General features: G+C 64.0%; 17 protein-coding genes and 1 pseudogene. 12 read left to right on the plus strand and 6 right to left on the minus strand.

Features of this window, described 5'->3' with window-relative positions; genetic code table 11:
* Window positions 1-158: 158 nt before the first annotated feature.
* Together ACESNB_RS06060 and ACESNB_RS06065 are read right to left on the minus strand one after the other, a co-directional pair.
* Window positions 159-572 carry a PaaI family thioesterase gene (locus ACESNB_RS06060; protein WP_373005346.1) on the minus strand — a complete coding sequence of 138 codons (414 nt, stop codon included), beginning with the start codon at window positions 570-572 and terminating at the stop codon, window positions 159-161.
* On the minus strand, window positions 569-997 hold the full coding sequence (locus ACESNB_RS06065; RefSeq protein ID WP_373005349.1) for a PaaI family thioesterase: 429 nt from the start codon (window positions 995-997) through the stop codon (window positions 569-571). The genes ACESNB_RS06060 and ACESNB_RS06065 overlap by 4 nt, the downstream gene beginning before the upstream one ends.
* 89 nt (window positions 998-1,086) lie before the next feature.
* On the opposite strand from ACESNB_RS06065, the gene ACESNB_RS06070 reads away from it, so the two are divergent.
* Complete coding sequence (locus ACESNB_RS06070; RefSeq protein ID WP_373005352.1) at window positions 1,087-1,665, plus strand: TetR/AcrR family transcriptional regulator; 579 nt, start codon at window positions 1,087-1,089, stop codon at window positions 1,663-1,665.
* 62 nt (window positions 1,666-1,727) lie between these two features.
* Here ACESNB_RS06070 and ACESNB_RS06075 read toward each other — a convergent pair.
* Window positions 1,728-3,059, minus strand: a pseudogene (locus ACESNB_RS06075) (serine hydrolase).
* A gap of 151 nt (window positions 3,060-3,210) precedes the next feature.
* On the opposite strand from ACESNB_RS06075, the gene ACESNB_RS06080 reads away from it, so the two are divergent.
* The 6 genes from ACESNB_RS06080 to ACESNB_RS06105 all read left to right on the plus strand — a co-directional run bounded on the left by ACESNB_RS06080 (window position 3,211) and on the right by ACESNB_RS06105 (window position 10,767).
* Entirely contained in the window at window positions 3,211-5,379 is a 2,169-nt protein-coding gene (locus ACESNB_RS06080) for a primosomal protein N' (protein ID WP_373005355.1), read from the plus strand.
* A gap of 180 nt (window positions 5,380-5,559) precedes the next feature.
* Window positions 5,560-6,120, plus strand: coding sequence for an ATP synthase F1 subunit delta (gene atpH, locus ACESNB_RS06085; protein ID WP_373005357.1), 561 nt, complete (start codon window positions 5,560-5,562; stop codon window positions 6,118-6,120).
* Window positions 6,121-6,128: 8 nt separating this feature from the next.
* Entirely contained in the window at window positions 6,129-7,664 is a 1,536-nt protein-coding gene (gene atpA / locus ACESNB_RS06090) for a F0F1 ATP synthase subunit alpha (protein ID WP_373005360.1), read from the plus strand.
* Window positions 7,665-7,709: 45 nt separating this feature from the next.
* A complete protein-coding gene (locus tag ACESNB_RS06095) occupies window positions 7,710-8,588 on the plus strand; it encodes a F0F1 ATP synthase subunit gamma (protein ID WP_373005364.1) in 879 nt (292 codons plus the stop codon).
* A gap of 326 nt (window positions 8,589-8,914) precedes the next feature.
* Window positions 8,915-10,342 carry a F0F1 ATP synthase subunit beta gene (gene atpD, locus ACESNB_RS06100; RefSeq protein WP_373005443.1) on the plus strand — a complete coding sequence of 476 codons (1,428 nt, stop codon included), beginning with the start codon at window positions 8,915-8,917 and terminating at the stop codon, window positions 10,340-10,342.
* Window positions 10,343-10,359: 17 nt separating this feature from the next.
* Entirely contained in the window at window positions 10,360-10,767 is a 408-nt protein-coding gene (locus ACESNB_RS06105) for an ATP synthase F1 subunit epsilon (RefSeq protein ID WP_373005367.1), read from the plus strand.
* 15 nt (window positions 10,768-10,782) lie between these two features.
* On the opposite strand, the gene ACESNB_RS06110 is transcribed toward ACESNB_RS06105, so the two are convergent.
* Genes ACESNB_RS06110 through ACESNB_RS06120 form a run of 3 tightly spaced genes read right to left on the minus strand, consistent with a single transcriptional unit; the run spans window position 10,783 to window position 13,163 of the window.
* Window positions 10,783-11,574, minus strand: coding sequence for a thioesterase family protein (locus ACESNB_RS06110; RefSeq protein ID WP_373005370.1), 792 nt, complete (start codon window positions 11,572-11,574; stop codon window positions 10,783-10,785).
* A 3-nt stretch (window positions 11,575-11,577) separates the two neighbouring features.
* Window positions 11,578-11,898, minus strand: a complete 321-nt coding sequence (locus tag ACESNB_RS06115; RefSeq protein ID WP_373005373.1) for a 2Fe-2S iron-sulfur cluster-binding protein — start codon at window positions 11,896-11,898, stop codon at window positions 11,578-11,580.
* A gap of 17 nt (window positions 11,899-11,915) precedes the next feature.
* Complete coding sequence (locus ACESNB_RS06120; RefSeq protein ID WP_373005375.1) at window positions 11,916-13,163, minus strand: NAD(P)/FAD-dependent oxidoreductase; 1,248 nt, start codon at window positions 13,161-13,163, stop codon at window positions 11,916-11,918.
* A gap of 165 nt (window positions 13,164-13,328) precedes the next feature.
* On the opposite strand from ACESNB_RS06120, the gene tsaE reads away from it, so the two are divergent.
* Genes tsaE through addA form a run of 5 tightly spaced genes read left to right on the plus strand, consistent with a single transcriptional unit; the run spans window position 13,329 to window position 22,156 of the window.
* Window positions 13,329-13,793, plus strand: a complete 465-nt coding sequence (gene tsaE, locus ACESNB_RS06125) for a tRNA (adenosine(37)-N6)-threonylcarbamoyltransferase complex ATPase subunit type 1 TsaE (protein WP_373005378.1) — start codon at window positions 13,329-13,331, stop codon at window positions 13,791-13,793.
* Window positions 13,768-14,862, plus strand: a complete 1,095-nt coding sequence (locus tag ACESNB_RS06130) for an aminoglycoside phosphotransferase family protein (RefSeq protein ID WP_373005381.1) — start codon at window positions 13,768-13,770, stop codon at window positions 14,860-14,862. The genes tsaE and ACESNB_RS06130 overlap by 26 nt, the downstream gene beginning before the upstream one ends.
* Complete coding sequence (locus ACESNB_RS06135) at window positions 14,859-15,584, plus strand: nucleotidyltransferase family protein (protein ID WP_373005383.1); 726 nt, start codon at window positions 14,859-14,861, stop codon at window positions 15,582-15,584. Before ACESNB_RS06130 ends, ACESNB_RS06135 begins: the two co-directional genes overlap by 4 nt.
* Entirely contained in the window at window positions 15,574-18,633 is a 3,060-nt protein-coding gene (gene addB / locus ACESNB_RS06140) for a double-strand break repair protein AddB (protein WP_373005385.1), read from the plus strand. Before ACESNB_RS06135 ends, addB begins: the two co-directional genes overlap by 11 nt.
* Complete coding sequence (addA, locus tag ACESNB_RS06145) at window positions 18,626-22,156, plus strand: double-strand break repair helicase AddA (protein WP_373005387.1); 3,531 nt, start codon at window positions 18,626-18,628, stop codon at window positions 22,154-22,156. Before addB ends, addA begins: the two co-directional genes overlap by 8 nt.
* Window positions 22,157-22,173: the final 17 nt, after the last annotated feature.

Raw genomic sequence — 22,173 nt, forward strand, 5'->3', positions numbered from 1 at the left:
CCGCAGGTGGGCATCGGTCATGTTGATCACCGCCGACAGGGCATAACGCGCCTGTTCGAAGCCGTGATGGATAATATCGGGCGGATGGCTCATGCGGCGCAGTATAGCGCAGGTACGGTATGGGCTGGATAAGGGGGTGGAGAGACGCCGTCTGGGCCTCAGGGGGCGGTGGGCACGAGGATGGCGTCGCCGGTAGCGACCAGCTTCTCGACGTCGGCCTTTACTGCAAACAGTTCGGCAGACGTAAAGACCTGCTTGCGGCCCGCTTTCACCACCCGTCCGCGCGCGATGAAGCGCTCGCCAATTGCTGGGGCAAGGCAGTTGACGCTGTAGCGGGAGGCGAGGACGGGGCCGGACAGGGTGAAGGCGGCAAAGCCGCAGGCCGTGTCGATAAGCGCGCCAGCCAGGCCGGCATGGAGAAAGCCCGCATACTGACCGAAATCATCGCGCCATGTGAGGGTGAGATCAATTTCGCCAGGCGCGGCGCGCGCGACGGTGAAGCCTGCCCAGCGGTTGAAGGCGGCGCTATCATTGACGGCGCGGAGTGTGGCGAGGAGATCGGTGGCGGTCATGATGCAGGCGCCTTTTCTGGCATGAAGGCACGGAACGTGGCGTTTGCGCGGGCGCAGAGCGTGTCGTCTGCCTGAACGGTGGCGCTGCAGAAGGAGAGGTTGCGCCCGGATTTCAAGACGACAGGGCGAATTTCGAGCCATTGGCCGAGCCGGGCGGTGGATAGGAAGTCGACCGAGAGGCCGACGGTGACGAGTCCCGACGCGCCGTCCAGCGCGAGGCCACAACTGAGCCCCATCGCATTGTCGGCGAGGGCGGTGATCACGGCCCCGTGGACGAAGCCACGCGAATTGGCATGGGCCGGACCGGCGCGGAGCCCGATAACAATCGCGTCGCCGGTATTACGCGAAAAGAGCGGCTCCCAGGGATCGGTCAGTCCGCTTTTGCGGAAATGGGGGGCAAACCCGTCTGGAACGCCATGGTTCATGGTGTGACCTCACTCTCTGTTAATGGGGCCGCTATAGACGAGTAATGTAGACCGGTCTATATAATTTGTTCGATTGCCGAGGAATCTCCATGCCCGCTCCGCGTAAACACCGTGACGCCATTCTCGCCAGCGCCGTGAAACTGTTTCGCCGGCAGGGCTATGCTGCGACGGGACTTGCCGAGATATTGAACGATAGCGGCGCGCCGAAAGGCTCGCTCTATCATTACTTCCCGGCGGGCAAGGCCGAGATCGGGGCCGAGGCGGTGGCGCTGGCTGGGGCAAAGGTGACGGCGACGCTGCAGGACCTGGCGGCCGAGGCGCAGGATCCGGGCGAGCTCATCGCGCGCTATCTGACATTGTTGGCGGGGTGGATGCGCCAGTCGGGATTCCGGGATGGTTGCCCTATCACGACGACGCTGCTGGAAACCGTGCCGGAGCAGGATGCGATTCGCGCGGCGGGCGTTGCGGCGTTCGCGGGTTGGTCAGACGTGCTGGAAGTGTCGGCGCGGAAGAGCGGGATCGCACCGGAGCGCGCGGCCAAGCTGGCCCGTTTCTCGATCGCGGTGTTGGAAGGCGCGCTGATCCAGTGCCGGGTAGCGGGAGATGAGTCGCCGCTCGCCGAAGCGTCGGCAGAGCTGCGCGCATTGTTCGACGCGGCGCGGCCCTGACCACACTTGCAGGTTCCTATGCGCGCGGCAGGTTCGGGGCCGTTTGGCCTGAGGTCCCGGCGTTATGGCAGATCCGCGAAGTCGGACAGGAGTGCGTGGTAGACGATGTCGTTCGACAAGGTTTGAACTTCCTTAACCGGCGGTACGCTCTGGATCATGGCGATGAACACGATGTCGTTTAAAGGATCAATCCAGAACCAAGTGCCAGCGGCGCCGCTCCAAAAGATGGTTCCGACAGGTGGCCCGTTTCGCCGCATTGTGGGTTCGGTGACAGCGCCGATGCCCAGAGCATAGCCGCGCCCGCGTCCCGGCCCGGAAAACTGGCCGCCGCCTGTCTTGATGGCTGCCGTCGCAAGGTCGCCGAACATCAGGTCGATCGTTTCGGGCTTCAGGAGCGTAACCCCGTCCAGTGTGCCCCGTCCGAGGAGCATGTGGGCGAACCGGTCATAGTCTTTCAAGGTGGAAAGCAGACCGGCCCCGCCGGACGGGAACCTGGTTTCGTGGCTCCGTATCCGTTGGTCACGTGGCTCGGCCAGTGCCAGCGTGTTCGGCTCAGCAGCTTTTCGGGTGATGTCGGCGAGTCGGCCGATGTCAGATTCGTCGATCGAAAAACCCGTGCTTTGCATATCCAGTGTCTGGAATATTCGGGTTTCGAGGAAGGCCTCAAACGTCATGCCTGAGACGCGTACGATCAAGGCGCCCTGAATGTCCGATGCTATTGAATACTCTCAGCCTTCCCCGGGCTGATAGCGTAGCGGAATGCTTCCAACGCGTTTAAGCAGGGTATCAAAATCGGGCGCCCGCTCGACGTTTTTTTTCCGGTACTGCTGGTTCACATAATCGTCCGTCGTGAAGCCGTAGCCGAAGCCGGCGGTGTGGCTGAGCAGTTCACGTACGGTTGGAGCATGGGTGACGGGTGCGAGACCTCGTTTGTCGGCCGCATCTGTTCCCGCGAAGACTTTCAGGGAACCCAGCTCAGGCAGGTACTGGCTGACGGGCGCATCAAGATCGATCTTTCCGTCCTCAGGGAGCATCAGGACCGCGACAGCCGTCACCGGCTTGGTCATGGAATAGATCCTGTAGATCGTGTCTTGGGTCACCGGGTCGCTGCCCGCCGGCGTGCGTATGCCGTGAAACCCAGATGCCTCGACCTGACCGTCTTTCGACAAATGGTAGGCGATATTCAGCAGCCGGCCCTGCGTGACCGGTTTCGACAATTCGCTGTCCAGTCGGCCGATATCGAAACGATCAAAAGCCGGCTGGCGGGCTTCCTCAATGGTGTTGCCCGTTGCCGCGATGGTTGAGCCGGATCGGGCGGGGCTGTCTTTGCCGCATGCGCTCAACGCCAAGGCCATCAAGCCAGCCAAGCCAATAATGACTTTCTTCATTCCCATTCCCCCCGAAGTTTGCGGGTAGAATTATGTGGGTCCTCGCGCCTGTTCAGGCTCTAATCGTGTGGAACGGGCGGCGCTTCGCCGATTGCAACTCACGGCACCCTGTTTGGGCGGGATGACGCCCGGCAGGATCGGCGCTAAGCCGTGCGCCATGCCTGTTGCCCGGATTCTCTTTGTCCTGCCGCTGCCCGAACCGTTCGATTATGCGGTGCCGGAGGGGATGGATGTGCGCGTCGGGAGCTACGTCACGGCGCCGCTGGGGCAGACCGAGCGGCTGGGGGTTGTGTGGGACCTGCTGGGCGATGAAGCGGCGGAGGGGCGCGAGTTGAAGCCGGTCCTGTCTGTCCATGATGTGCCGCCAATGCCGACCGCGATGCGCGAGTTCATCGGCTGGGCGGCGAAATATACCGTGTCACATCCGGGCCATGTGCTGGGCATGTCGCTGCGGGCGCGCGGCGGGCTGTTGCCGTCGCCCACCGAGACCGTGTTCCACCTGACGGAGGAGCAGCCGAAGAAACTGACCGATACGCGGCGGCGCGTTCTGGATGCGGCCGAGGAGGTGGGCGCGGCGAATGCGGCGACGCTGGCGGCGGCGGCAGGGGTGTCGAGCGGGGTGGTGAAAGGGTTGGTGAGTGCGGGGGCGCTCAGGGCCGAGGAGATGGCGGCGGATGCGCCGTTTTCGGTGCCGCAGCCGGACCTGCCGGGCGCTGTCCTGACCGGTGAGCAGGCCGAGGCGGCGGATGCGCTGAAGGCGGCGATGCGGGCCGGGGGCTTTGCGGCCTTCCTGCTGGACGGCGTCACGGGTTCGGGCAAGACGGAAGTGTATTTCGAGGCGATTGCCGAGGCGCTGCGGGTGGACCCCGACGCACAGGTGATGGTGTTGCTGCCGGAGATCGCACTGACGCAGGCGATCCTGTCGCGGTTCGAGGAGCGCTTCGGGGCAGCGCCCGCGCCGTGGCATTCGGGCCTGTCAGATAAAGAGCGCCGCCGGACCTGGCGCGAGACGGCGCATGGGCGGGCGCGGATCGTGATCGGGGCGCGCTCGGCGCTGTTCCTGCCTTATGCCAACCTGAAGCTGATCATTGTCGATGAAGAACATGACGGCAGTTACAAGCAGGAAGACGGCGTCACCTATCATGCGCGCGACATGGCGGTGATGCGGGCGAAGCTGGAGGGGGCAGGCGTGGTGCTGGCCTCGGCGACGCCGGCGCTTGAGACAGTGGTGAATGCCGAGGCCGGGCGCTATGCGCGGCTTATGCTGGCGGCGCGGCCGGGCGCGGCGCGGTTGCCGGATGTCGAGCTGGTGGACCTGCGCAGGGCGCCGCCAGAGAAGAATCACTGGCTGTCGCCGCACCTGATCCATGCCATGCGGGACACATTGGCGGCAGGCGAGCAGACGCTGCTATTCCTCAACCGGCGGGGCTATGCGCCGCTTGTGCTGTGCAAGGCGTGCGGCGAACGTCTGAAGACGCCGGGCACCGAGAACTGGCTGACCGAGCACCGCTATAGCGGGCGGCTGGTGTGCCATGTGACCGGGTATTCGATCCCGAAGCCAACCGTGTGCCCGAGTTGCGGGGCGAAGGATTCGCTGATCGGTGTCGGCCCGGGGGTGGAACGGGTAGCCGAGGAGGTGCGCGTGCTGATGCCGGAGGCGCGGATCGAGATATTCTCGTCGGACACGGCGATGGGCGGCGATGCGACGCGCGGGATTATCCAGCGGATGGAGACGGGTGAGATCGACGTGCTGATCGGCACGCAGATCGTGGCCAAGGGGCACAATTTCCCGAACCTGACGCTGGTCGGTGTGGTCGACGCCGATTCGGGCATGAAGGGCGGCGACCTGCGGGCCGGGGAGCGGACTTACCAGTTGCTGAGCCAGGTGGCAGGCCGGGCCGGACGGGCGGAGCGGCCGGGGCGGGCGCTGGTGCAGACCTATGCGCCGGACAATCCGGCCATGATGGCGCTGGCCGACGGGGACCGGGATGGCTTCTTGCAGATCGAACGGGATGTGCGCGCGGAGCTGGGCCTGCCGCCTTTCGGGCGGCTGGCGGCCCTGATCGTGTCGGCGCCGAGCGCGGAGATGGTGGAAGAGGCCTGCCGCGATATATCTCTGGCAGCGCCGAACGGGGCGGGAATCGAGCTGTTTGGCCCGGCCCCGGCACCGATCACCGTGCTGCGCGGACGCCACCGGCGGCGATTCCTTGTAAAAAGCCCGAGAAACATTGATCTTTCGGCCTATATGGCGGCCTGGATGGCCCGGCTGAAGCTGCCGCGCCCGGTAAGGGTATCGGTGGATATTGACCCATACTCGTTCATGTAAGCGGCGTTCTGCCTGTCACGTGCCATTCCGCCGCAGAAATTGGCGCTGCGGTCGTGTTGTCAGGGTGATTTTCTGGTGCTAAGCGGCGCACAGATCAATGGGGCGCGCGTGTCGGGCACGCTGTTCCTTTAATATAATTCCGGGCCTTACCCGCCCCGACAAGCAACGGATTCTGGACCCTTGGCGGCATCGACACCTACACATGCGAGTGAAGCTGCCCGGCGCTACGCGCGGGCACTGTTCGAACTGGCACAGGACAAGGGCCAGCTGGCCGAGGTCCACAGCGATTTCAAGGCATTCGTCGAGATGGCGAAAAGCTCGAAAGACCTGACCATCCTGCTTGATTCCCCGGCCTTCTCGCGCGGCGAGAAAGTCGACTCGCTGGCCGCGATCATGGCCAAGTCCGGTCTTGGCGCCCTGATGTCGAATTTCGTCGGCGTGATGGCAACGAATGGCCGATCGGGCGAGATTGCACAGGCGCAGATCGCCTTTGACGAACTTTACGCGAAGCAGCGCGGCGTCCAGCGCGCCGTTGTGCGCACCGCAAAAGACATGACGGGCGACCAGCGCGCCCGCATCGAATCGATCCTCGCCAAGGCCGTTGGCGGCGAGGTTGAACTTACAAGCGAGGTTGATGCCTCGCTCATCGGCGGCATCCAGCTGCGCATCGGGTCGAAACTCGTTGATGCCAGCATTGCCGCCAAACTTGATCGCATGAACACCGCCATGAAGGGAGCATAGTCAGCTCGATGGATATCAGCGCAGCAGAAATTTCGGGCATCCTGAAAACCCAGATCGAAAACTTTGGCGTCGACGCCGAAGTCTCAGATGTCGGCCAGGTGCTTTCAGTCGGTGACGGTATTGCCCGCATCTACGGCCTCGACAGCGTGCAGGCTGGCGAACTCGTCGAGTTCGACGGCGGCATCAAGGGCATGGCCTTGAACCTTGAAAGCGACAATGTCGGCGTCGTGATCTTCGGCAGCGACAGCGCCATCAAGGAAGGCGACACCGTCAAGCGTTCGGGCGAGATCGTGTCTGCCCCGATCGGCATGGGCCTGCTGGGCCGCGTCGTTGACCCGCTGGGTGAACCAATCGACGGCAAGGGCCCGCTGAAGGACCTCGCCGGTCGTTCGCGCGTCGACGTCAAGGCGCCGGGCATCATCCCGCGCAAAGGCGTGCACGAGCCGATGATGACGGGCATCAAGGCCATTGATGCCATGATCCCGGTTGGCCGTGGCCAGCGCGAACTCGTCATTGGTGACCGCCAGACCGGCAAGACCGCTGTCTGCATCGATACGATCCTGAACCAGAAGCAAACCAATGACGCGGCCAAGTCCGACAAGGACAAGCTGTTCTGCGTCTATGTCGCCATCGGCCAGAAGCGTTCCACAGTTGCGCAAGTTGTGAAGACGCTCGAAGAGCGCGGCGCGCTGGACTACACGATCGTTGTTTCCGCCACGGCCTCCGAGCCGGCTCCGCTCCAGTACCTTGCGCCGTTCACCGGCTGCACGATGGGCGAATGGTTCCGCGACAATGGCATGCACGCCCTGATCATCTATGATGACTTGTCCAAGCAGGCTGTGGCGTATCGCCAGATGTCGCTGCTGCTTCGCCGTCCTCCAGGCCGTGAAGCCTATCCGGGCGACGTGTTCTACCTTCACTCGCGCCTGCTCGAGCGCGCGGCGAAGATGGGTGATGCGGCTGGTGCCGGTTCGCTGACGGCCCTGCCGATCATCGAAACCCAGGCCAATGACGTGTCGGCCTATATTCCGACGAACGTGATTTCGATCACCGACGGCCAGATCTTCCTGGAAACCGACCTGTTCTACCAGGGCATCCGCCCGGCCGTGAACGTCGGCCTCTCGGTGTCGCGTGTGGGCTCTGCTGCCCAGACCAAAGCGATGAAGAAGGTTGCCGGCTCGATGAAGGGTGAACTCGCCCAGTATCGTGAGATGGCCGCCTTTGCGAAATTCGGTTCCGACCTGGATGTCGCCACCCAGCGCCTGCTGAACCGTGGTGCACGCCTGACCGAACTGCTGAAGCAGCCGCAATACTCGCCGCTGCTGATGGAAGAGCAGGTCTGCGTGATCTATGCCGGTACGCGCGGTTATATCGACAAGGTGCCGGTCAATGACGTGACCCGTTACGAGAAGGAACTGCTGGCCCATATGCGCGGTGCCAAGAAGGACCTGCTCGCAACGATCCGTGACGAGAAGGCCGTGTCTGACAAGTCCGAAGCGCAGCTGAAAGCTGCGTTGGAAGACTTCACGTCGAAATTCGCCTGATCCCGCCCGTCCTGACGCACCGTTTGAACAACCAGAAGGCCTGACATGCCCAGCTTGAAGGACCTCAAGAGCCGGATCGCCAGCGTGAAATCCACGCGGAAGATCACGAAGGCCATGCAAATGGTGGCCGCGGCGAAGCTGAAGCGCGCGCAAGACGCCGCGACGGCCTCGCGGCCCTATGCCTCGCGCATGGCGTCGGTGCTGGCGAACCTGTCGGCATCGGCCGGTGCGGGCGGACCACGCCTGCTCGCGGGTACCGGTGATGACAAGACGCACCTGATCGTCGTGATGACCGCCGAGCGCGGCCTGGCTGGCGGTTTCAACTCCTATGTCGTGAAACTGGCCAAGCTGAAGATTGGCGAGCTGCGGGCCGAAGGCAAGACGGTCAAGATACTGACTGTCGGCAAGAAGGGCCGTGAGCAGCTGTCACGCGACTATGGCGACATGTTCGTTGGCCATGTTGACCTGGCCGATGTAAAAGGCGGCAATTATACCAAATCCGCGATCGGCCTTGGCCTTTCGCTGACCAAGCGTTTCGATGATGGTGAGTTCGACGTTGCAACGCTGGTCTATTCGCAGTTCGAGAACGTTCTGACCCAGGTGCCCACCGCGCAGCAGATCATCCCGGCATCCGCACCAGCCGATGCCGAGACCGTGGACCTCAAGGGTGCGATCTATCGCTACGAGCCTTCGGAAACCGAGATCCTCGAGACACTGCTGCCGCGCTATATCAATACCCAGATCCTGTCGGCCATGCTGGAAAGCGCAGCCGGCGAGCAGGCCAGCCGCATGACCGCGATGGACAATGCCACGCGCAATGCCGGTGACATGATCGATTCCCTTTCGCTGCAATATAACCGCGCCCGTCAGGCGCAGATCACCAAGGAGCTGATCGAGATCATCTCCGGTGCAGAGGCGGTGTAGGAAACAAGATGAGCTTCTGGATCTACGAAAACTTTGGCAGCAAGCGGGCTCGTATCCACGCGTCCGACTGCCGCTATTGCAATAATGGCGCTGGCGTTGGTGGCGATGCCACGAACGACGACGACAAGTGGCATGGGCCCTTTGCCGCGTTCGCTGACGCCGATGCCGGCGCCAAGGCGCTCGGCCAGAAAGACACCCGCGCGTGCGGCGTCTGCAAGCCTGCCCAAGCCAAGACATCATCTTCACCCGCTGCCGCGCCCGTCCCGGCTGCAGCCGCCCCCGTTTCAACACCCAAGACGACATCCGCTCCAAAGGAGACGACCCGCATGAGTACTCCAGCAAACGCAACAGGCCGCGTATCACAGGTCATTGGCGCAGTGGTCGACGTCGAGTTCGACGGCGAGCTGCCAAGCATCCTCAACGCGCTTGAGACCGACAATAACGGCAACCGCCTTATTCTCGAGGTTGCCCAGCACCTCGGCGAGAGCACGGTCCGCACGATCGCCATGGACTCCACCGAGGGCCTGGTTCGCGGCAATCCGGTGGCTGACCTTGGTCGCTCGATCATCGTGCCGGTTGGTCCTGCCACACTTGGCCGCATCATGAACGTTATCGGCGAGCCAATTGACGAGCGCGGCCCGATCGATACCGACATGCGGCGTTCGATCCACGCAGACGCGCCTCCGTTCACCGACCAGTCGACCGAGTCCGAAGTGCTCGTCACCGGTATCAAGGTGATCGACCTGCTCTGCCCCTATGTGAAGGGCGGCAAGATCGGCCTGTTCGGCGGTGCCGGCGTGGGCAAGACGGTCCTGATCATGGAACTGATCAACAATATCGCGAAACTGTTCGGTGGCTATTCGGTGTTTGCCGGTGTCGGCGAGCGGACGCGTGAAGGTAACGATCTCTATCACGAGATGATCGAATCCAAGGTTATCAACCTGGAAGGCGAAAGCCGCATCGCGTTGGTCTACGGCCAGATGAACGAGCCTCCGGGTGCACGTGCCCGCGTCGCCCTGACCGGCCTCGCCCAGGCAGAATATTTCCGCGATGAAGAAGGCAAGGACGTCCTGTTCTTCGTCGACAACATCTTCCGCTTTACGCAAGCCGGCGCCGAAGTATCGGCCCTGCTCGGCCGTATTCCTTCGGCTGTGGGTTACCAGCCAACACTGGCCACCGACATGGGCATGCTGCAGGAACGGATCACATCGACCAACAAGGGCTCGATCACCTCGGTCCAGGCCGTGTACGTGCCTGCAGATGACTTGACCGACCCTGCGCCTGCCACCTCGTTTGCCCACCTTGATGCGACCACGGTTCTGAACCGCTCGATCGCTGAAAAAGGCATCTATCCGGCTGTGGATCCGCTCGACTCGACCAGCCGTATCCTTGATCCGCGCATCGTTGGCGAAGACCATTACAACATTGCGCGCGGCGTGCAGGAAATCCTTCAGAAATACAAGGAACTGCAGGACATCATCGCTATTCTTGGCATGGACGAACTGTCGGAAGACGACAAGCTGGCCGTGGCCCGTGCCCGGAAAGTGGAACGCTTCCTGTCGCAGCCGTTCGACGTGGCTGAAATCTTCACCGGTTCGCCAGGCGTGCAGGTGAAACTCGAAGACACGATCAAGGGCTTCCAGGGCCTCATCGCCGGCGAGTTCGACCACCTGCCAGAGCAGGCCTTCTACATGGTCGGCAATATCGACGAAGCGAGAGCCAAAGCCGCCAAGATGACGGCAGACGCAGCTTAAGACACAGGATCAGCCTTATGGCCGACAAACTGCACTTCTCTCTCGTGTCGCCCGCCAGGGAACTTTTCTCTGGCGAGGTCGACCATGTGATCGCGCCGGGTACGGACGGCGAATTCGGCGTGCTGGTGAACCATGCACCGTTCATGACGACGCTGAAGAACGGGGTCGTGCGCGTTCTTGAAGGCGACGCGGTGAAGATGCGTATCTTCGTGCGCGGCGGCTTTGCCGACATCACGCCTGACGGCCTGACGATCCTCGCCGAAGAAGCGCGCGACCTTGAAGGCGTGAAAGTCGAAGAGGTCCAGGTGGAAATGAATGCAACGCTGCTGAAGATCCAGGCGCTCGACAAGGATGACTCGGCAAAGGCTGCACTTCAGGAACATTTCGACTATCTTGAAAGCCTGAAAGCCGTGCTGGTCCACTAGGACAGCCAGGCCAACCTACCCAAAAATCGCAATCGTCTGGCGGCCGATCACCATCGGTTCGCCAGCTGTGTTCCAAAGGGTCATGGCCTGGCTGGAATAGCCGTCGCGTGCCGTCTCGGCCACGTGGCGCGCGAGGAACCAGCCATCTGTGGTGGTGATCTCGTCGGTCAGGAATTCCGCCATCCATGTCATCGAGCTGATGCGTGCTGGTGCGGTGAACATGGACATCGCTGCCGGAGGCGGTGCGTCGGCAATGGCGAGCAGCGCCACGGCGTCGGTTGGGGCCGCCGGATCGGCATGGCGCATCCAGATCGACACGTCGCCCCTGTTCGATCCCGAGATAGGCCGTGTACCCGCAGCCAGGCGCATGTTGAAATTGCGCGTGAAATTGGGGCGGTTCGGATTATCCCCGAAATAGCTTGCCGTCTCTTCCGGCGAGGTGACGTCGGGAGCCGGCAGGTCTGCGAACCGCAGCGCCGACTCGCGGGCAACACCGAACGCGAAAATGGCCTCGGCGGCCACGCCCTCGGTGCCGATCATGCGGACGGACACGAAAACGGTGTTCTTGCCCCGACGCAGCAAGGTTGGCGTGCAGGTCACTTCGCCGCCAACCGGTCCGACAAAGGCAACCTGCGCCGACCGGATGGGCATGCCGGGTGCCAGTGGCCCAGCGGCCTCGAGACAAAGCGCAGCGGTTAGGCCGCCATAGGTCGTGCGACCCTGCATCCATGTGTCCGGAATGACCACAGTGGCAGCGTTCGCGGCATCATGTGTGATGCCGGCGAGGAGATCTGTATAGGCGGCCAAAGACTAGTGCTGGCTTTCCGGCGTCGTGACCTTGAGGCCGTCGAGTGCATCGGAGATCGTGATCTGGCAGGACAGGCGCGAGTTTTCCTGAACGTTCTCGGCAAAGTCGAGCATCGACTTTTCCATTTCCTGCTGCTCGCCGACCTTGTCCATGAACGAGGCGTCTACATAGACGTGGCAGGTTGCGCAGGCGCAGGCGCCGCCGCAGTCAGCATCAATGCCGGGAATGGAATTTTTCACGGCTGCTTCCATGACGGATTCGCCATTCGTGGCCTCGACGACGCGTTCGGTGCCGTTATTGTCTACATAAATAATCTTGGTCATGGGCTGTATTGTCTCCTTCAGGCGGCAAGGGCTGCCGCTGCAATGTCTTTCATGGATATCGATGTATCGCCAAGCACGTCAGGCGCAAGCTTTGCCCCTGACATGATGAGCTTTTTCGAGGCGAGGAACTCCGGCGGGCTGTTGATGGCATCCACTGCAATCAGGGTGCCATTGCGCAGGTAGAAGGCGGCAAACTTGCGGTCCTTCGGGTCGCCGCGCACGACGATCTCGTCATAGTCCTGGTTGAGGCCCGCGATCTGGAGCTTCAGGTCGTACTGGTCTGACCAGAACCACGGGCAGTCTTCAACCGGGCGCGGCTTGCCCAGGATGGCAGCGGCGGCGAGCTTGCCCTGTTCGATGGCATTGTGGACGCTTTCAAGCCGACCGGAGCGACCGTAATGCACGAGCGGGCGGCTAGCGCAGTCGCCGGCCGCGAACACGCGCGGATCGGAGGTGCGGGCGTCGCGGTCGACCAGGATGCCATCATTGCAGGCGATGCCGGCGTCCCTGGCCAGTTCCTCGTTGGGGAGGATGCCGATGCCGACGAGCACGATGTCGGCGTCAATCCGGGCGCCGTCAGCGAGTATGGCGGCGGTGACTTTGTCGCCGTCGCCGTCGAGATGGTCAAGGCGGGCGCCGGTGAGAATCTGCACGCCCTGGGCGCGGTGTTCGGTTTCGAAGAAATCGCTCATTACGGGGCTTGTGACACGGGCTAGCACACGCGGCGCCATTTCCAGCACCGTGACGTCGAGGCCCATCTGGCGGGCAACGGCGGCCGCCTCAAGGCCGATATAGCCAGCCCCGACAATCACCATCTTGCGGCCGGCGATCATGTTCGGGCGGATGCGTTCGACATCTGACAGGTCGCGCAGGTCGTGAACGCCGTGAAGTGTCGCGCCTTTGGTCGGCAGGACGCGGGGGCGCGAACCGGTCGCGATGATCAGCGCGTCATAGTCGAGGTGGCCGCCATGAGCGAGTTCGACCGTGCGATTGGCCCGGTCGACCCTTTTGGCGGGGGTCGAGAGGATGACTTCGATATTCTGGTCCTGATACCACGGAGCCGGCCGGAAATAGAGGCGCTCCTCGGTCATTTCGCCCTTCATGTAGGCCTTGGAGAGCGGCGGGCGCTGGTAAGGTAAAGCAGGTTCATCGCCGACGAGCGTCAACGCCCCGGCATAGCCGCCCTGGCGCAAGGACTGCAAAGCCTGCGCGCCAGCCTGGCCGCCGCCGATGACGACGATACGTGATGCGCCTGTCAGGTCCAAAGTTCCGCTCCAAATTCGGTTCGTACAAATTATGACGCCTGCGTCAACTTTGCAATACTTTCTCGCACTGGAGTTCCAGCCGCAGGGCCGGGTGTCAAGAACTGCCCCGACGCGCACCGGTAAATGACGATAGCGAATGCGGCCTTATCCTCTATATACCCCGTCATGGAACACGCATTCACCCTTGCGGACGATGCGGCGACGCGGGCTCTCGGCGCGGCGCTGGCCGGCCTGCTGAAGGCGGGAGATGTGATCGCGCTGCATGGCGAACTGGGTGCCGGCAAGACGACCCTGACGCGGGGCCTGATACAGGCGCTGTGCGGCGCGGATGAGGACGTACCGAGCCCGACCTACACGCTGGTGCAGGCCTATGATGGTCCCGGTTTTCCCATATGGCACTTCGATTTGTACCGTCTGAACAGGCCGGATGAGGTGCAGGAGCTTGGCTGGGACGAAACGCAGGCGGGCGTGGCCCTGATCGAGTGGCCGGAACGTGCAGGGCGGCATTTGCCGACGGTGCGACTGGACCTGACGCTTGAAATGCTTGGGGAGCAGCGCCTGGCAAGGCTGGAACCGGTCGGCGAAGACTGGCAGAAGCAGCTGGATGGATTTCGATTCTCGTCACCGTAACGCGCTGATCGATACCTTCCTGGCGAGTGCCGGGTGGGGCGATGCCGTGCGCACGCCGCTTGGACAGGATGCCTCGACACGCCGCTATATCCGGCTGGTGCGGCCAGATGCCGCGCGGGCCCTGCTGATGGATGCCCCGCGCATCGAGGCCGATCCCTGCCCGCCGGACGCCGATGAATCAGTTCGCAACGCCATGGGCTGGAACGCGCAGACCCGTCTGGCGGCCTCGCGGGTGGACGCGTTCGTCCTGCTGGCCGGGCATCTCGCATCGCTGGGTTTTCACCCGCCACGCGTGCTGGCGCACGATACCGAAGCGGGCCTCGCTCTGATCGAGGACTTCGGGGACAGCAGGGAACTCGCCCGCCAGATCGAGCGCGGACTGGTCGATGAGACCGAAGCCTATGTCGCCGCCGCCGACGTGCTGACGAAACTGCACGCCCTTCCCGTGCCGGATCGGCTGGAAGCGCATGGCGAGGTCTGGCCGATCCTGGAATTCGACCGGCTGGCGCTGGCGACCAATGCCGACCTCTATGCCGACTGGCTGCCGCAACAGGCGGGCGGGGCTGCGTTGACGGGGCCGACGCGGGCCCGCTGGGAGCGCGAGCGCGATGCCCTGATCGAGCAGGCCATGGCCTTCCCCCGCACATTTACCCTGCGCGACTTCCACGCCGAGAACCTGCTCTGGCTGGAGGGCGGACGGATCGGCCTGCTGGATTTCCAAGACGCGGTCAAAGGCTGGGATGCCTGGGACATGGCGATGCTGACGCAGGATGCGCGCAGGGCCGTATCGCCTGAGGCGGCGGAGGCGGCGGTCCGGCACTATCTCGACCGGACCGGCAAGTCTCGCACCGAATTCGATGAGCGGCTCGCAGTGATCGGCGCGCTGAATGCCCTGCGCATTGCGGGCGTGTTCGCGCGGCTGATAATCCGTGATGGCAAGCCGCGTTATGGCGATTTCCAGCCGCGGCAACTTTCCATTCTCGCCAGGAACCTGTCGCACCCTTCGCTTGAAGGCATGTCTACCTTTGTGCGCGAGACCACGCCCTTCGTCTTCGAGGCCAAGCCATGAGTGTTCCCGTTCCACACACCGCCATGGTGCTCGCCGCCGGTTTTGGCACCCGCATGCGGCCGCTGACGGATGAGATTCCCAAGTCGCTGATCGCGGTGGCAGGCAAGCGCCTGATTGACCGGATGCTGGATCCGCTCGCCGCCGCCGGGGTCAAGCGGGCGATCGTGAACGTGCACTACCTTCCCGAACAGGTGGAGGCGCACCTGGCGGCGCGGACGGACCTTGAGATCGTGATTTCGGACGAGCGCGGCGAGGTGCTGGAAACAGGCGGGGCGCTGGCCAAGGCGCGGCCATTGCTCGGCGACGACCCGGTCTTCGTGATCAACACGGATGCCTTCTGGGCGCCGGAATCGGGCGCGCCGCTTGTCGCGCTGGCAGACGCGTTCGATCCGGAATATGCAGACGCCTTGCTGATGGTGGCCGATACGGGGCGATGCCTTGGCTTTGACGGCGCGGGCGATTTCTTCCTTGGCGAGGACCACCGCATGGTGCGCCGGGGCGATGCCAATTCGGCACCCTGGGCCTATGCCGGTGCGCGGATCATCAAGCCGGAACTCTATGATGCCGAACCGGTCGAGCGCTTTTCGGCGCTGCGGGTCTGGGACCGGTTGATCGCGGAGCGCCGCTTGATGGGCTGGCCGCTGGACCGGTTCTGGCTGCATGTCGGCGATCCCGGCGCGCTGAAGGATGCCGAGATGTGGCTGCGCTGCCATGGCGAATGAGGCGCAGGTCTTCGGTGCGGGGCGCCCGAAAGTCTGGTCGATCCCACCGGGTGCGAATTTCCTGCGCGTCCTGGCGGAAACGCTGGCGCGAGAGACGGGCCTCTCTGACCGGCCCGATGCCCTGAGTGAAGCGATCATCTATGTGCCCAACAGCCGGTCGGCGCGGGCGCTGATACTTGCCCTGTTCGACGCGGCGGGCGGCAAGCCGATCCTGCCGCCGGACGTGCGTACGCTGGGCGATCTCGAGAGCGAGGAAGCGCCGCCGAACGCGGAGACGGCGCTGGCCGGCCTGCCACCTGCCATGTCGCCTGCGCGGCGGCTGGGCGCGCTCGCCAGCCTCGTGCGGGGCTATTATGCGGCAAGGTACAGGATCGACCTGCCGCCTGCATCGGCGCTGGCGGCGGCGCGCGAACTGTCGCGCCTGCTGGACCAGGCGGCGCTCAGCGAACAAGTGGACTGGTCGAAACTGGACGGACTGGTCGCGGAATCCGATCTCGCCGCGCACTGGCATGGCTCGGTTGAATTCCTGAAAATCATTACCGAGGCGTGGCCGGAATGGCTGGATGCCAACAATGCGATGGACCCTTTCGCCCGGCGTCTCGCTGCGGCCAAGGCGCTCGCCGCAGACTGGGCGGCCAAGCCGCCTGACGCGCCGGTCGTGATCGCGGGTTCGACTGGTGCCACGCCTGCCGGGCGGGTGCTGATGAAAGCGGCGCTCAAATTGCCCAAGGGGCTGATCGTTCTGCCGGGACTCGACATGGATGCGAATGACGCTGCGTGGGACGCGATCCGCGGGTCGGTGAGCCACCCGCAGAACTCGCTGATTGATGCCCTGGACCAGTTGAACGTGCCGCCCGGTGACGTCGGAATCTGGCCCGGCATTTCGCAGAGCGCGATCGATGCCGCCCGCCGCCGGATGATCCACGAGGCGCTGGCGCCTGCCGACGCGACGGCGGACTGGCGCGACACGCTGAAGACGCTGGCCGAATCTACAGGCTCCACGGTTCCCGGATTTGCGACAGATGCGCTGGACGGGGTGGTTGTGATCGAAGCGCCGGACGAGGCCGCAGAGGCCGAGGCCGCCGCCCTGCTGATGCGCGAGACGCTGGAAACGCCGGGCGAGTCGGCAGCGCTGGTCACGCCTGACGCGGGCATGGCGCGGCGTGTGTCAGCCCTGCTGAAGCGCTGGGGCGTGGACGTGCCGCCGTCGGCGGGTGTGCCGCTGGGGCGAACCCCCGCAGGCAGTCTGATCGGCCTGTGCGCGACATGGGCCATCGATCCATCAGAACCGGTCGCGCTGACCTCCGCGATGAAACATGATTTCGTGAAGGACCGCGAAGGGCTGGCGACGCTGGAACGGCATTTCCTGAGAGGGCCACGGCGCTGGCGTGACCTGTCAGGCCTGCGGGAGAGTATCGATACGCGCAACCAGATCGAGCCCTATCCGAGTTTTGACCGCGCCGATCAGGAAAAGGCGATTGCCCTTGTCGACCGTTTGATTGCGGATTTCGCCGAGACAGGCGCGGATTTGTCCGAACAGGCCGAAGTCGATGGCAGTGACGCAGCTGCGCGAATTGCTGCGCTGGCGGGGCGGATCAGCGAAGCGCCGCTGCCTTGGGCGGGCGAGGATGGTCGCAAGGCGTCCGACCTGTTCGTCAGTATAAGGGAAATCTCCGAACAGTTGGGGCCGATGCCGCCGCATGCGCTGGTCGAGCTGATCCATGCGCAGAGTGCGCAGGTTACGGTCAGCGCCGGACTTGTGGAACATCCGCGCCTCGCGATTTGGGGCCCGCTGGAAGCGCGCCTGCAATCGGCCGGCAGGGTGATCCTGGCTGGCCTCAACGAGGATGTGTGGCCACATCGTCCGCCACCCGACGCATTCCTGCCGCGGCGGTTCCGGGCCGAACTTGGCTTGAACGATCCGGAAGACCGCCTCGGCTTGTCGGCGCATGATTTCGCGCAGCTGGCCTGTGCGCCGAAGGTCGTGATGTTGTACGCAGCGCGGCGCGATGATGCGCCAGCGGTCGCCTCGCGCTGGGTCTGGCGTCTGAAGACGCTCGCCGAAGGCGCGTTGGAGGACAAGGCCGCTGCCGCACTGGCACCGGATAATGGGCACCCTTTGGAATGGGTCTCCGCGATGCAATTGCGCGGCACGGGCAGCCTGCCGGCTGAATTCTCTGCCGAACCCAAGCCGACGCGGCACCCGGAAGGGTGGCCGAAGCGCCTGTCCGTGACCCGTATCGACCTGTTGCAGCGCGATCCCTATGCGATGTGGGCTGAGAATGTGCTTGGCCTGTCGCCGCTTGATCCGATGAATGCACCGCTCGGCCCTGCGCCGCGTGGCACGGCGATCCACCATGCGCTGGAATTGCTTGAGGGAGACGGTACGCCCAAGACGGCGGCGCACCTGATGGTGCTACTGGAGCAGGAACTCGCCCGCGTCGGCGAGCCGGAAGAAGACTGGGCCGCGCGCCGCGCCGTGTGGCAGAAGACGGTCGACTGGTACCTGACCTGGCGGGCCGGGCGCGACACAGGCGGGGCCAAGCCGAAGCTGGAAGTGAACGGCCGGCTGGAATTCGACATTGCAGGCTATCCGTTCACGCTTTCGGCCAATGCCGACAGGATTGAGCGCACAGCTCATGGCGAACTGGTGATCGTGGATTTCAAGACAGGCAGTCCGCCATCGGACAAGGAGATCGCGACGGAGCTGAGTCAGCAGATGCCGCTTCAGGCGCTGATCGCCCGCGAGGGCGGCTATAAGGGCATTCCGGCAGCGACCGTCGCTGCGCTGGAATACGTGGCATTCAAGGCCAAGCCGGATGCAAGGCTGGTGGGCGTGTCCAAGGCGCTGACCGCGACGCCGGGAGAACTCGCGGACAAGGCGGAAGCCGGGGTCAAACGCCTGATCGCCAATTATCGCCAGCCCGACACGAATTTCCTGTCGGCGCCGCGCGTGAAGTTCGTGAAATATGACAATGGCTTCAACCGGCTGGCGCGGCGCGCCGAATGGGCGGGCGACACCGAAGACGGGGAGCGCGACAATGGCTGATCCCTTCGAACCGGTCTTCGAAAGCGACGAAGCCGACGCTTTCCTCAGCGCAATTGGCGTACAGGCCGCCGTGGCCAATCCGGCCATCCCGGCCTTCGTGTCGGCCAATGCGGGCAGCGGCAAGACCAAGGTCCTAATCGACCGGGTGGCGCGGCTGCTGCTGCGCCGAGAGGATGGGCGGCCCGGAGCCGCGCCCGATTCCATTCTCTGCATCACCTATACCAAGGCAGCGGCGAGCGAGATGCTGTCGCGCCTGTTCAAGACACTCGGCCGCTGGTCGGTGATGAAGGATGAGAGGCTTCGCGAGGAACTGGCCAAATTGGAAGGGCGGACCGACGCCGCCTACAAGCCCGACGATTTGAAAGCGGCGCGCGCGCTGTTTGCCCGCGCGCTTGAGTCGCCCGGCGGCCTGCGCATCGAAACCATCCATGCTTTCTGCGCACGCATCCTGAGACGGTTCCCGCAGGAAGCGGGCGTGCTGCCAGGCTTTACGGAGATCGAAGAGGATGAGGCCGCCGTCCTTTGGCAAACTGCACGCGGCCGCGCCGTGCTGCAGGCCCGGGACGCGTCGCCTGCGCTTCTCGACCTGCTCGCGCTGGAGGGCGGACATGATGGGGCGATGGCAAGCCTCGACATGCTGCGCTGGTCGGCCAGCGCTGTGCTCGACTTTGTCGAGGCGCACGGTTTTGATTTCGATGCGATGGATTTCGCGCTGCGCGAGGGCCTCAACGCGCCGGAGGTCAGTGCAGTGGAAATGCTGGACCTGGCGATGGGCGAGGCGATGCCGGTGGATGACATCAAAGCGGCCATTCCGGTTCTGCTGGCTGGCGGGGCGACGGACCAGAAGACAGCCGAGGCGCTGATCGCGGTTCTCGAAAGCACCCAGCCGGAAGACCGGTGGGAAATCTATCGCGGCATCTTCACCACGGGAAGTGGCGACTATCGCAAGTCGAACCCGTACACGGCAGCGAGCGTGAAGCAGTCGCCGCTGATCGCCGACCTGTTCCAGATGAAGGAGGGTGAAGGCCGGGAAGTGGCCCGCGTGCGCCAACTGGCCGAATTGCTCGCCCGCGCGAGTGCATTTGAGCGTACGTCAGCCCTGCTGCGCGTCGGCGTTCCAGCCCTGCAAGCGTATCAGCAAGCCAAGGCCGCGCGCGCAGCGCTCGACTTTGACGACCTCATCCATAAGACGCGCCTCCTGCTGACACAGAACGGGATGTCCGACTGGGTGCTCTACAAGCTCGACGGCGGTCTAAGCCATGTCCTGCTCGACGAGGCGCAGGACACGAGCCCGCCACAATGGGAGCTGATCACGGCGCTGACGGAGGAATTCTTTTCCGGGATTGGCGCCGAGCGTCAGCAGGATCCGCGCACCTTGTTCATTGTGGGCGACGAGAAACAGTCGATCTACTCGTTCCAGGGCGCTGACCCGTCAAAGTTCCGGGACAAGGCGCAGGAACTCAGCCTGCGCTCGTCCGATATGCTCCAGCTGTCGATGGACATGTCGTTCCGGTCGTCGCCACAGGTGCTGGAATTCGTCGATCAGGTCTGGAACAGCGCGCCGCCGATTGATGCGGCGCATGCGCCGTCGGCGCCCCTGACAGCCGATATCGTGATGCATACCGCGCGACGGGCGAGCCAGCCGGGCTGTGTCGAGCTGTGGCCGATCGAGCCGATGGCCGAGGATGTTCCCGAGGATGCGTGGGACCGGCCCGTGAATGCGATGCGCTCAGCCTCGCCCAAGGCGCAGCTGGCCAGGCACCTTGCGATCCAGATCAGGGACATGATCGACAGTGGCGAAACGATCTGGGCGGAATTGCCGGACCGGTCATGGGTGCGCCGGCCGATGGAGCCGCAGGACGTTCTGGTGCTGGTGCGCGGACGGACGGGCGGCCTGTTCGATGCGATGATCGGGGCGCTAAAATCGGTTGGCCTGCCGGTTGCGGGCGCCGACCGGCTGAAGCTGCTCGACCATATCGGCGTGCAGGACTGCCTGAACCTGTTGCGGTTTGCCGTGTTGCCGGAGGCGGACCTGACGCTGGCGGAAATCCTGCGGGGGCCGTTCCTCGGCCTGGTGGATGATGATCGCTATCTCTATCCACTCGCTGGCGAGCGCGACAAAGGCGTGTCGCTGTGGCGTCGTATACATGACAGCAAGGATCCCGACATACAGGCAGCAGCTGATTTCCTGAGCGGCCTGCTGGAACGGACGCATCTGCCACCCTACGAATTCCTGTCATCCGTGATGGACCAGGCCGGTGCGGACGGCCAGACAGGCTGGGAAAAGATCAATGCGCGGCTGGGGACCCCGGCGCGCGATCCGGTCGAGGCGCTGATGTCACGGGCGCTGCAACATGATTCGGTGGACCCGGCTTCGCTGCAGGGCTTCCTCGCGGCGATGGAGGCACATGACGCTGAAATAAAACGGGATTTGGCGGCGCCGGAGCGCGAAGTGCGGGTGATGACGGTGCATGGGGCCAAGGGCCTGCAGGCGCCGGTCGTGGTGTTGCCGGACACGACGGCGGGGCCACGTGGCGGTTCTGCGCGCATGTTCGATCTGGACGGCGTACCGGTCTGGTCACCGCGCAAGGATGCCGACACGCCGGAGCTTTTTGCTGCACGATCTATTGCAGATGCCAAGGCGGAGGAGGAGCACTGGCGGCTGCTCTATGTGGCGCTGACACGGGCGCAGGACAGGCTGATTATCGCCGGGCACTGGCATGGCGGCGGCAAGGAAGGCCATCACAAGAAATCCTGGTATGCGCTCTGTGCCGACGCGATGAATGCGTTTGCGCCAGAGGAAAATGAGGGTGTTCGTCGGCATGGGGTGCCGGGGCCTTTGAAGGGTGATGAGGGGGCGGCAAGGGTTCGGCAGGGGGGCGTTCCGGACTGGGCGCTACGCCCGCCGCCAGTCGATGGCCCGGCGCGGCGCCTGAGTGCGCCGACCGGTCTCCTGTCGCGCCGTACGCCTGTGCTGGCCCCGTTCGGCCCGCACCGTGAAGCGCAGATGAAGCGCGGACGGCTGATCCACTCCTTGCTGCAATACCTGCCGGAACTTCCCGAGGCGCGACGTGAAGATGCGGGACGGGAATTCCTCGGGCGGGATGTTGAACTTGACGATGCTCAGCGGACCGAGATGCTGGGCGCGGCGATGGGCGTGCTGGAGGACCCGGCCATGGCCGGGGTATTCGCGCCGGGCGGGCGGGCCGAGGCGGCGGTGATTGGCACAGATCCGGAATTGCTGGGGAATACCATCATCAATGGCCGGGTCGACCGCCTTGTGGTGACGCCCGACCGGGTGCTGGTCGTGGACTTCAAGACCGACCAGCCAGCGCCGGACAAGGTTTCGGAGGTCGCGGCCACGTACATGACCCAGATGGCGGCCTATTGGGCCGTGCTGAAACAGGCTTATTCCGGCCGAAAGGTGGTGGCGGCGCTGTGCTGGACGGACGGGCCGAAACTCATGGTCTTGCCGGAGTCGGACCTATTAGCGGCGCTAAAGCATACGCAGAGTGAGGTTTGACTTCGGCCCTGAGTCCC

Origin of the sequence: Hyphomonas sp. (assembly GCF_041689225.1) — a bacterium.
Classification (GTDB): domain Bacteria; phylum Pseudomonadota; class Alphaproteobacteria; order Caulobacterales; family Hyphomonadaceae; genus Hyphomonas.

What these genes read in the sequence shown, in the direction of transcription:
- ACESNB_RS06095 (WP_373005364.1), top strand. Translation starts at nt 7,710, where the DNA reads ATGCCCAGCTTGAAGGACCTCAAGAGCCGGATCGCCAGCGTGAAATCC.
- ACESNB_RS06070 (WP_373005352.1), top strand. Translation starts at nt 1,087, where the DNA reads ATGCCCGCTCCGCGTAAACACCGTGACGCCATTCTCGCCAGCGCCGTG.
- addA (WP_373005387.1), top strand. Translation starts at nt 18,626, where the DNA reads ATGGCTGATCCCTTCGAACCGGTCTTCGAAAGCGACGAAGCCGACGCT.
- ACESNB_RS06135 (WP_373005383.1), top strand. Translation starts at nt 14,859, where the DNA reads ATGAGTGTTCCCGTTCCACACACCGCCATGGTGCTCGCCGCCGGTTTT.
- ACESNB_RS06080 (WP_373005355.1), top strand. Translation starts at nt 3,211, where the DNA reads ATGCCTGTTGCCCGGATTCTCTTTGTCCTGCCGCTGCCCGAACCGTTC.
- ACESNB_RS06130 (WP_373005381.1), top strand. Translation starts at nt 13,768, where the DNA reads ATGGATTTCGATTCTCGTCACCGTAACGCGCTGATCGATACCTTCCTG.
- atpA (WP_373005360.1), top strand. Translation starts at nt 6,129, where the DNA reads ATGGATATCAGCGCAGCAGAAATTTCGGGCATCCTGAAAACCCAGATC.
- addB (WP_373005385.1), top strand. Translation starts at nt 15,574, where the DNA reads ATGGCGAATGAGGCGCAGGTCTTCGGTGCGGGGCGCCCGAAAGTCTGG.
- ACESNB_RS06115 (WP_373005373.1), bottom strand. Translation starts at nt 11,898, where the DNA reads ATGACCAAGATTATTTATGTAGACAATAACGGCACCGAACGCGTCGTC.
- atpD (WP_373005443.1), top strand. Translation starts at nt 8,915, where the DNA reads ATGAGTACTCCAGCAAACGCAACAGGCCGCGTATCACAGGTCATTGGC.
- tsaE (WP_373005378.1), top strand. Translation starts at nt 13,329, where the DNA reads ATGGAACACGCATTCACCCTTGCGGACGATGCGGCGACGCGGGCTCTC.
- ACESNB_RS06060 (WP_373005346.1), bottom strand. Translation starts at nt 572, where the DNA reads ATGACCGCCACCGATCTCCTCGCCACACTCCGCGCCGTCAATGATAGC.
- ACESNB_RS06105 (WP_373005367.1), top strand. Translation starts at nt 10,360, where the DNA reads ATGGCCGACAAACTGCACTTCTCTCTCGTGTCGCCCGCCAGGGAACTT.
- ACESNB_RS06065 (WP_373005349.1), bottom strand. Translation starts at nt 997, where the DNA reads ATGAACCATGGCGTTCCAGACGGGTTTGCCCCCCATTTCCGCAAAAGC.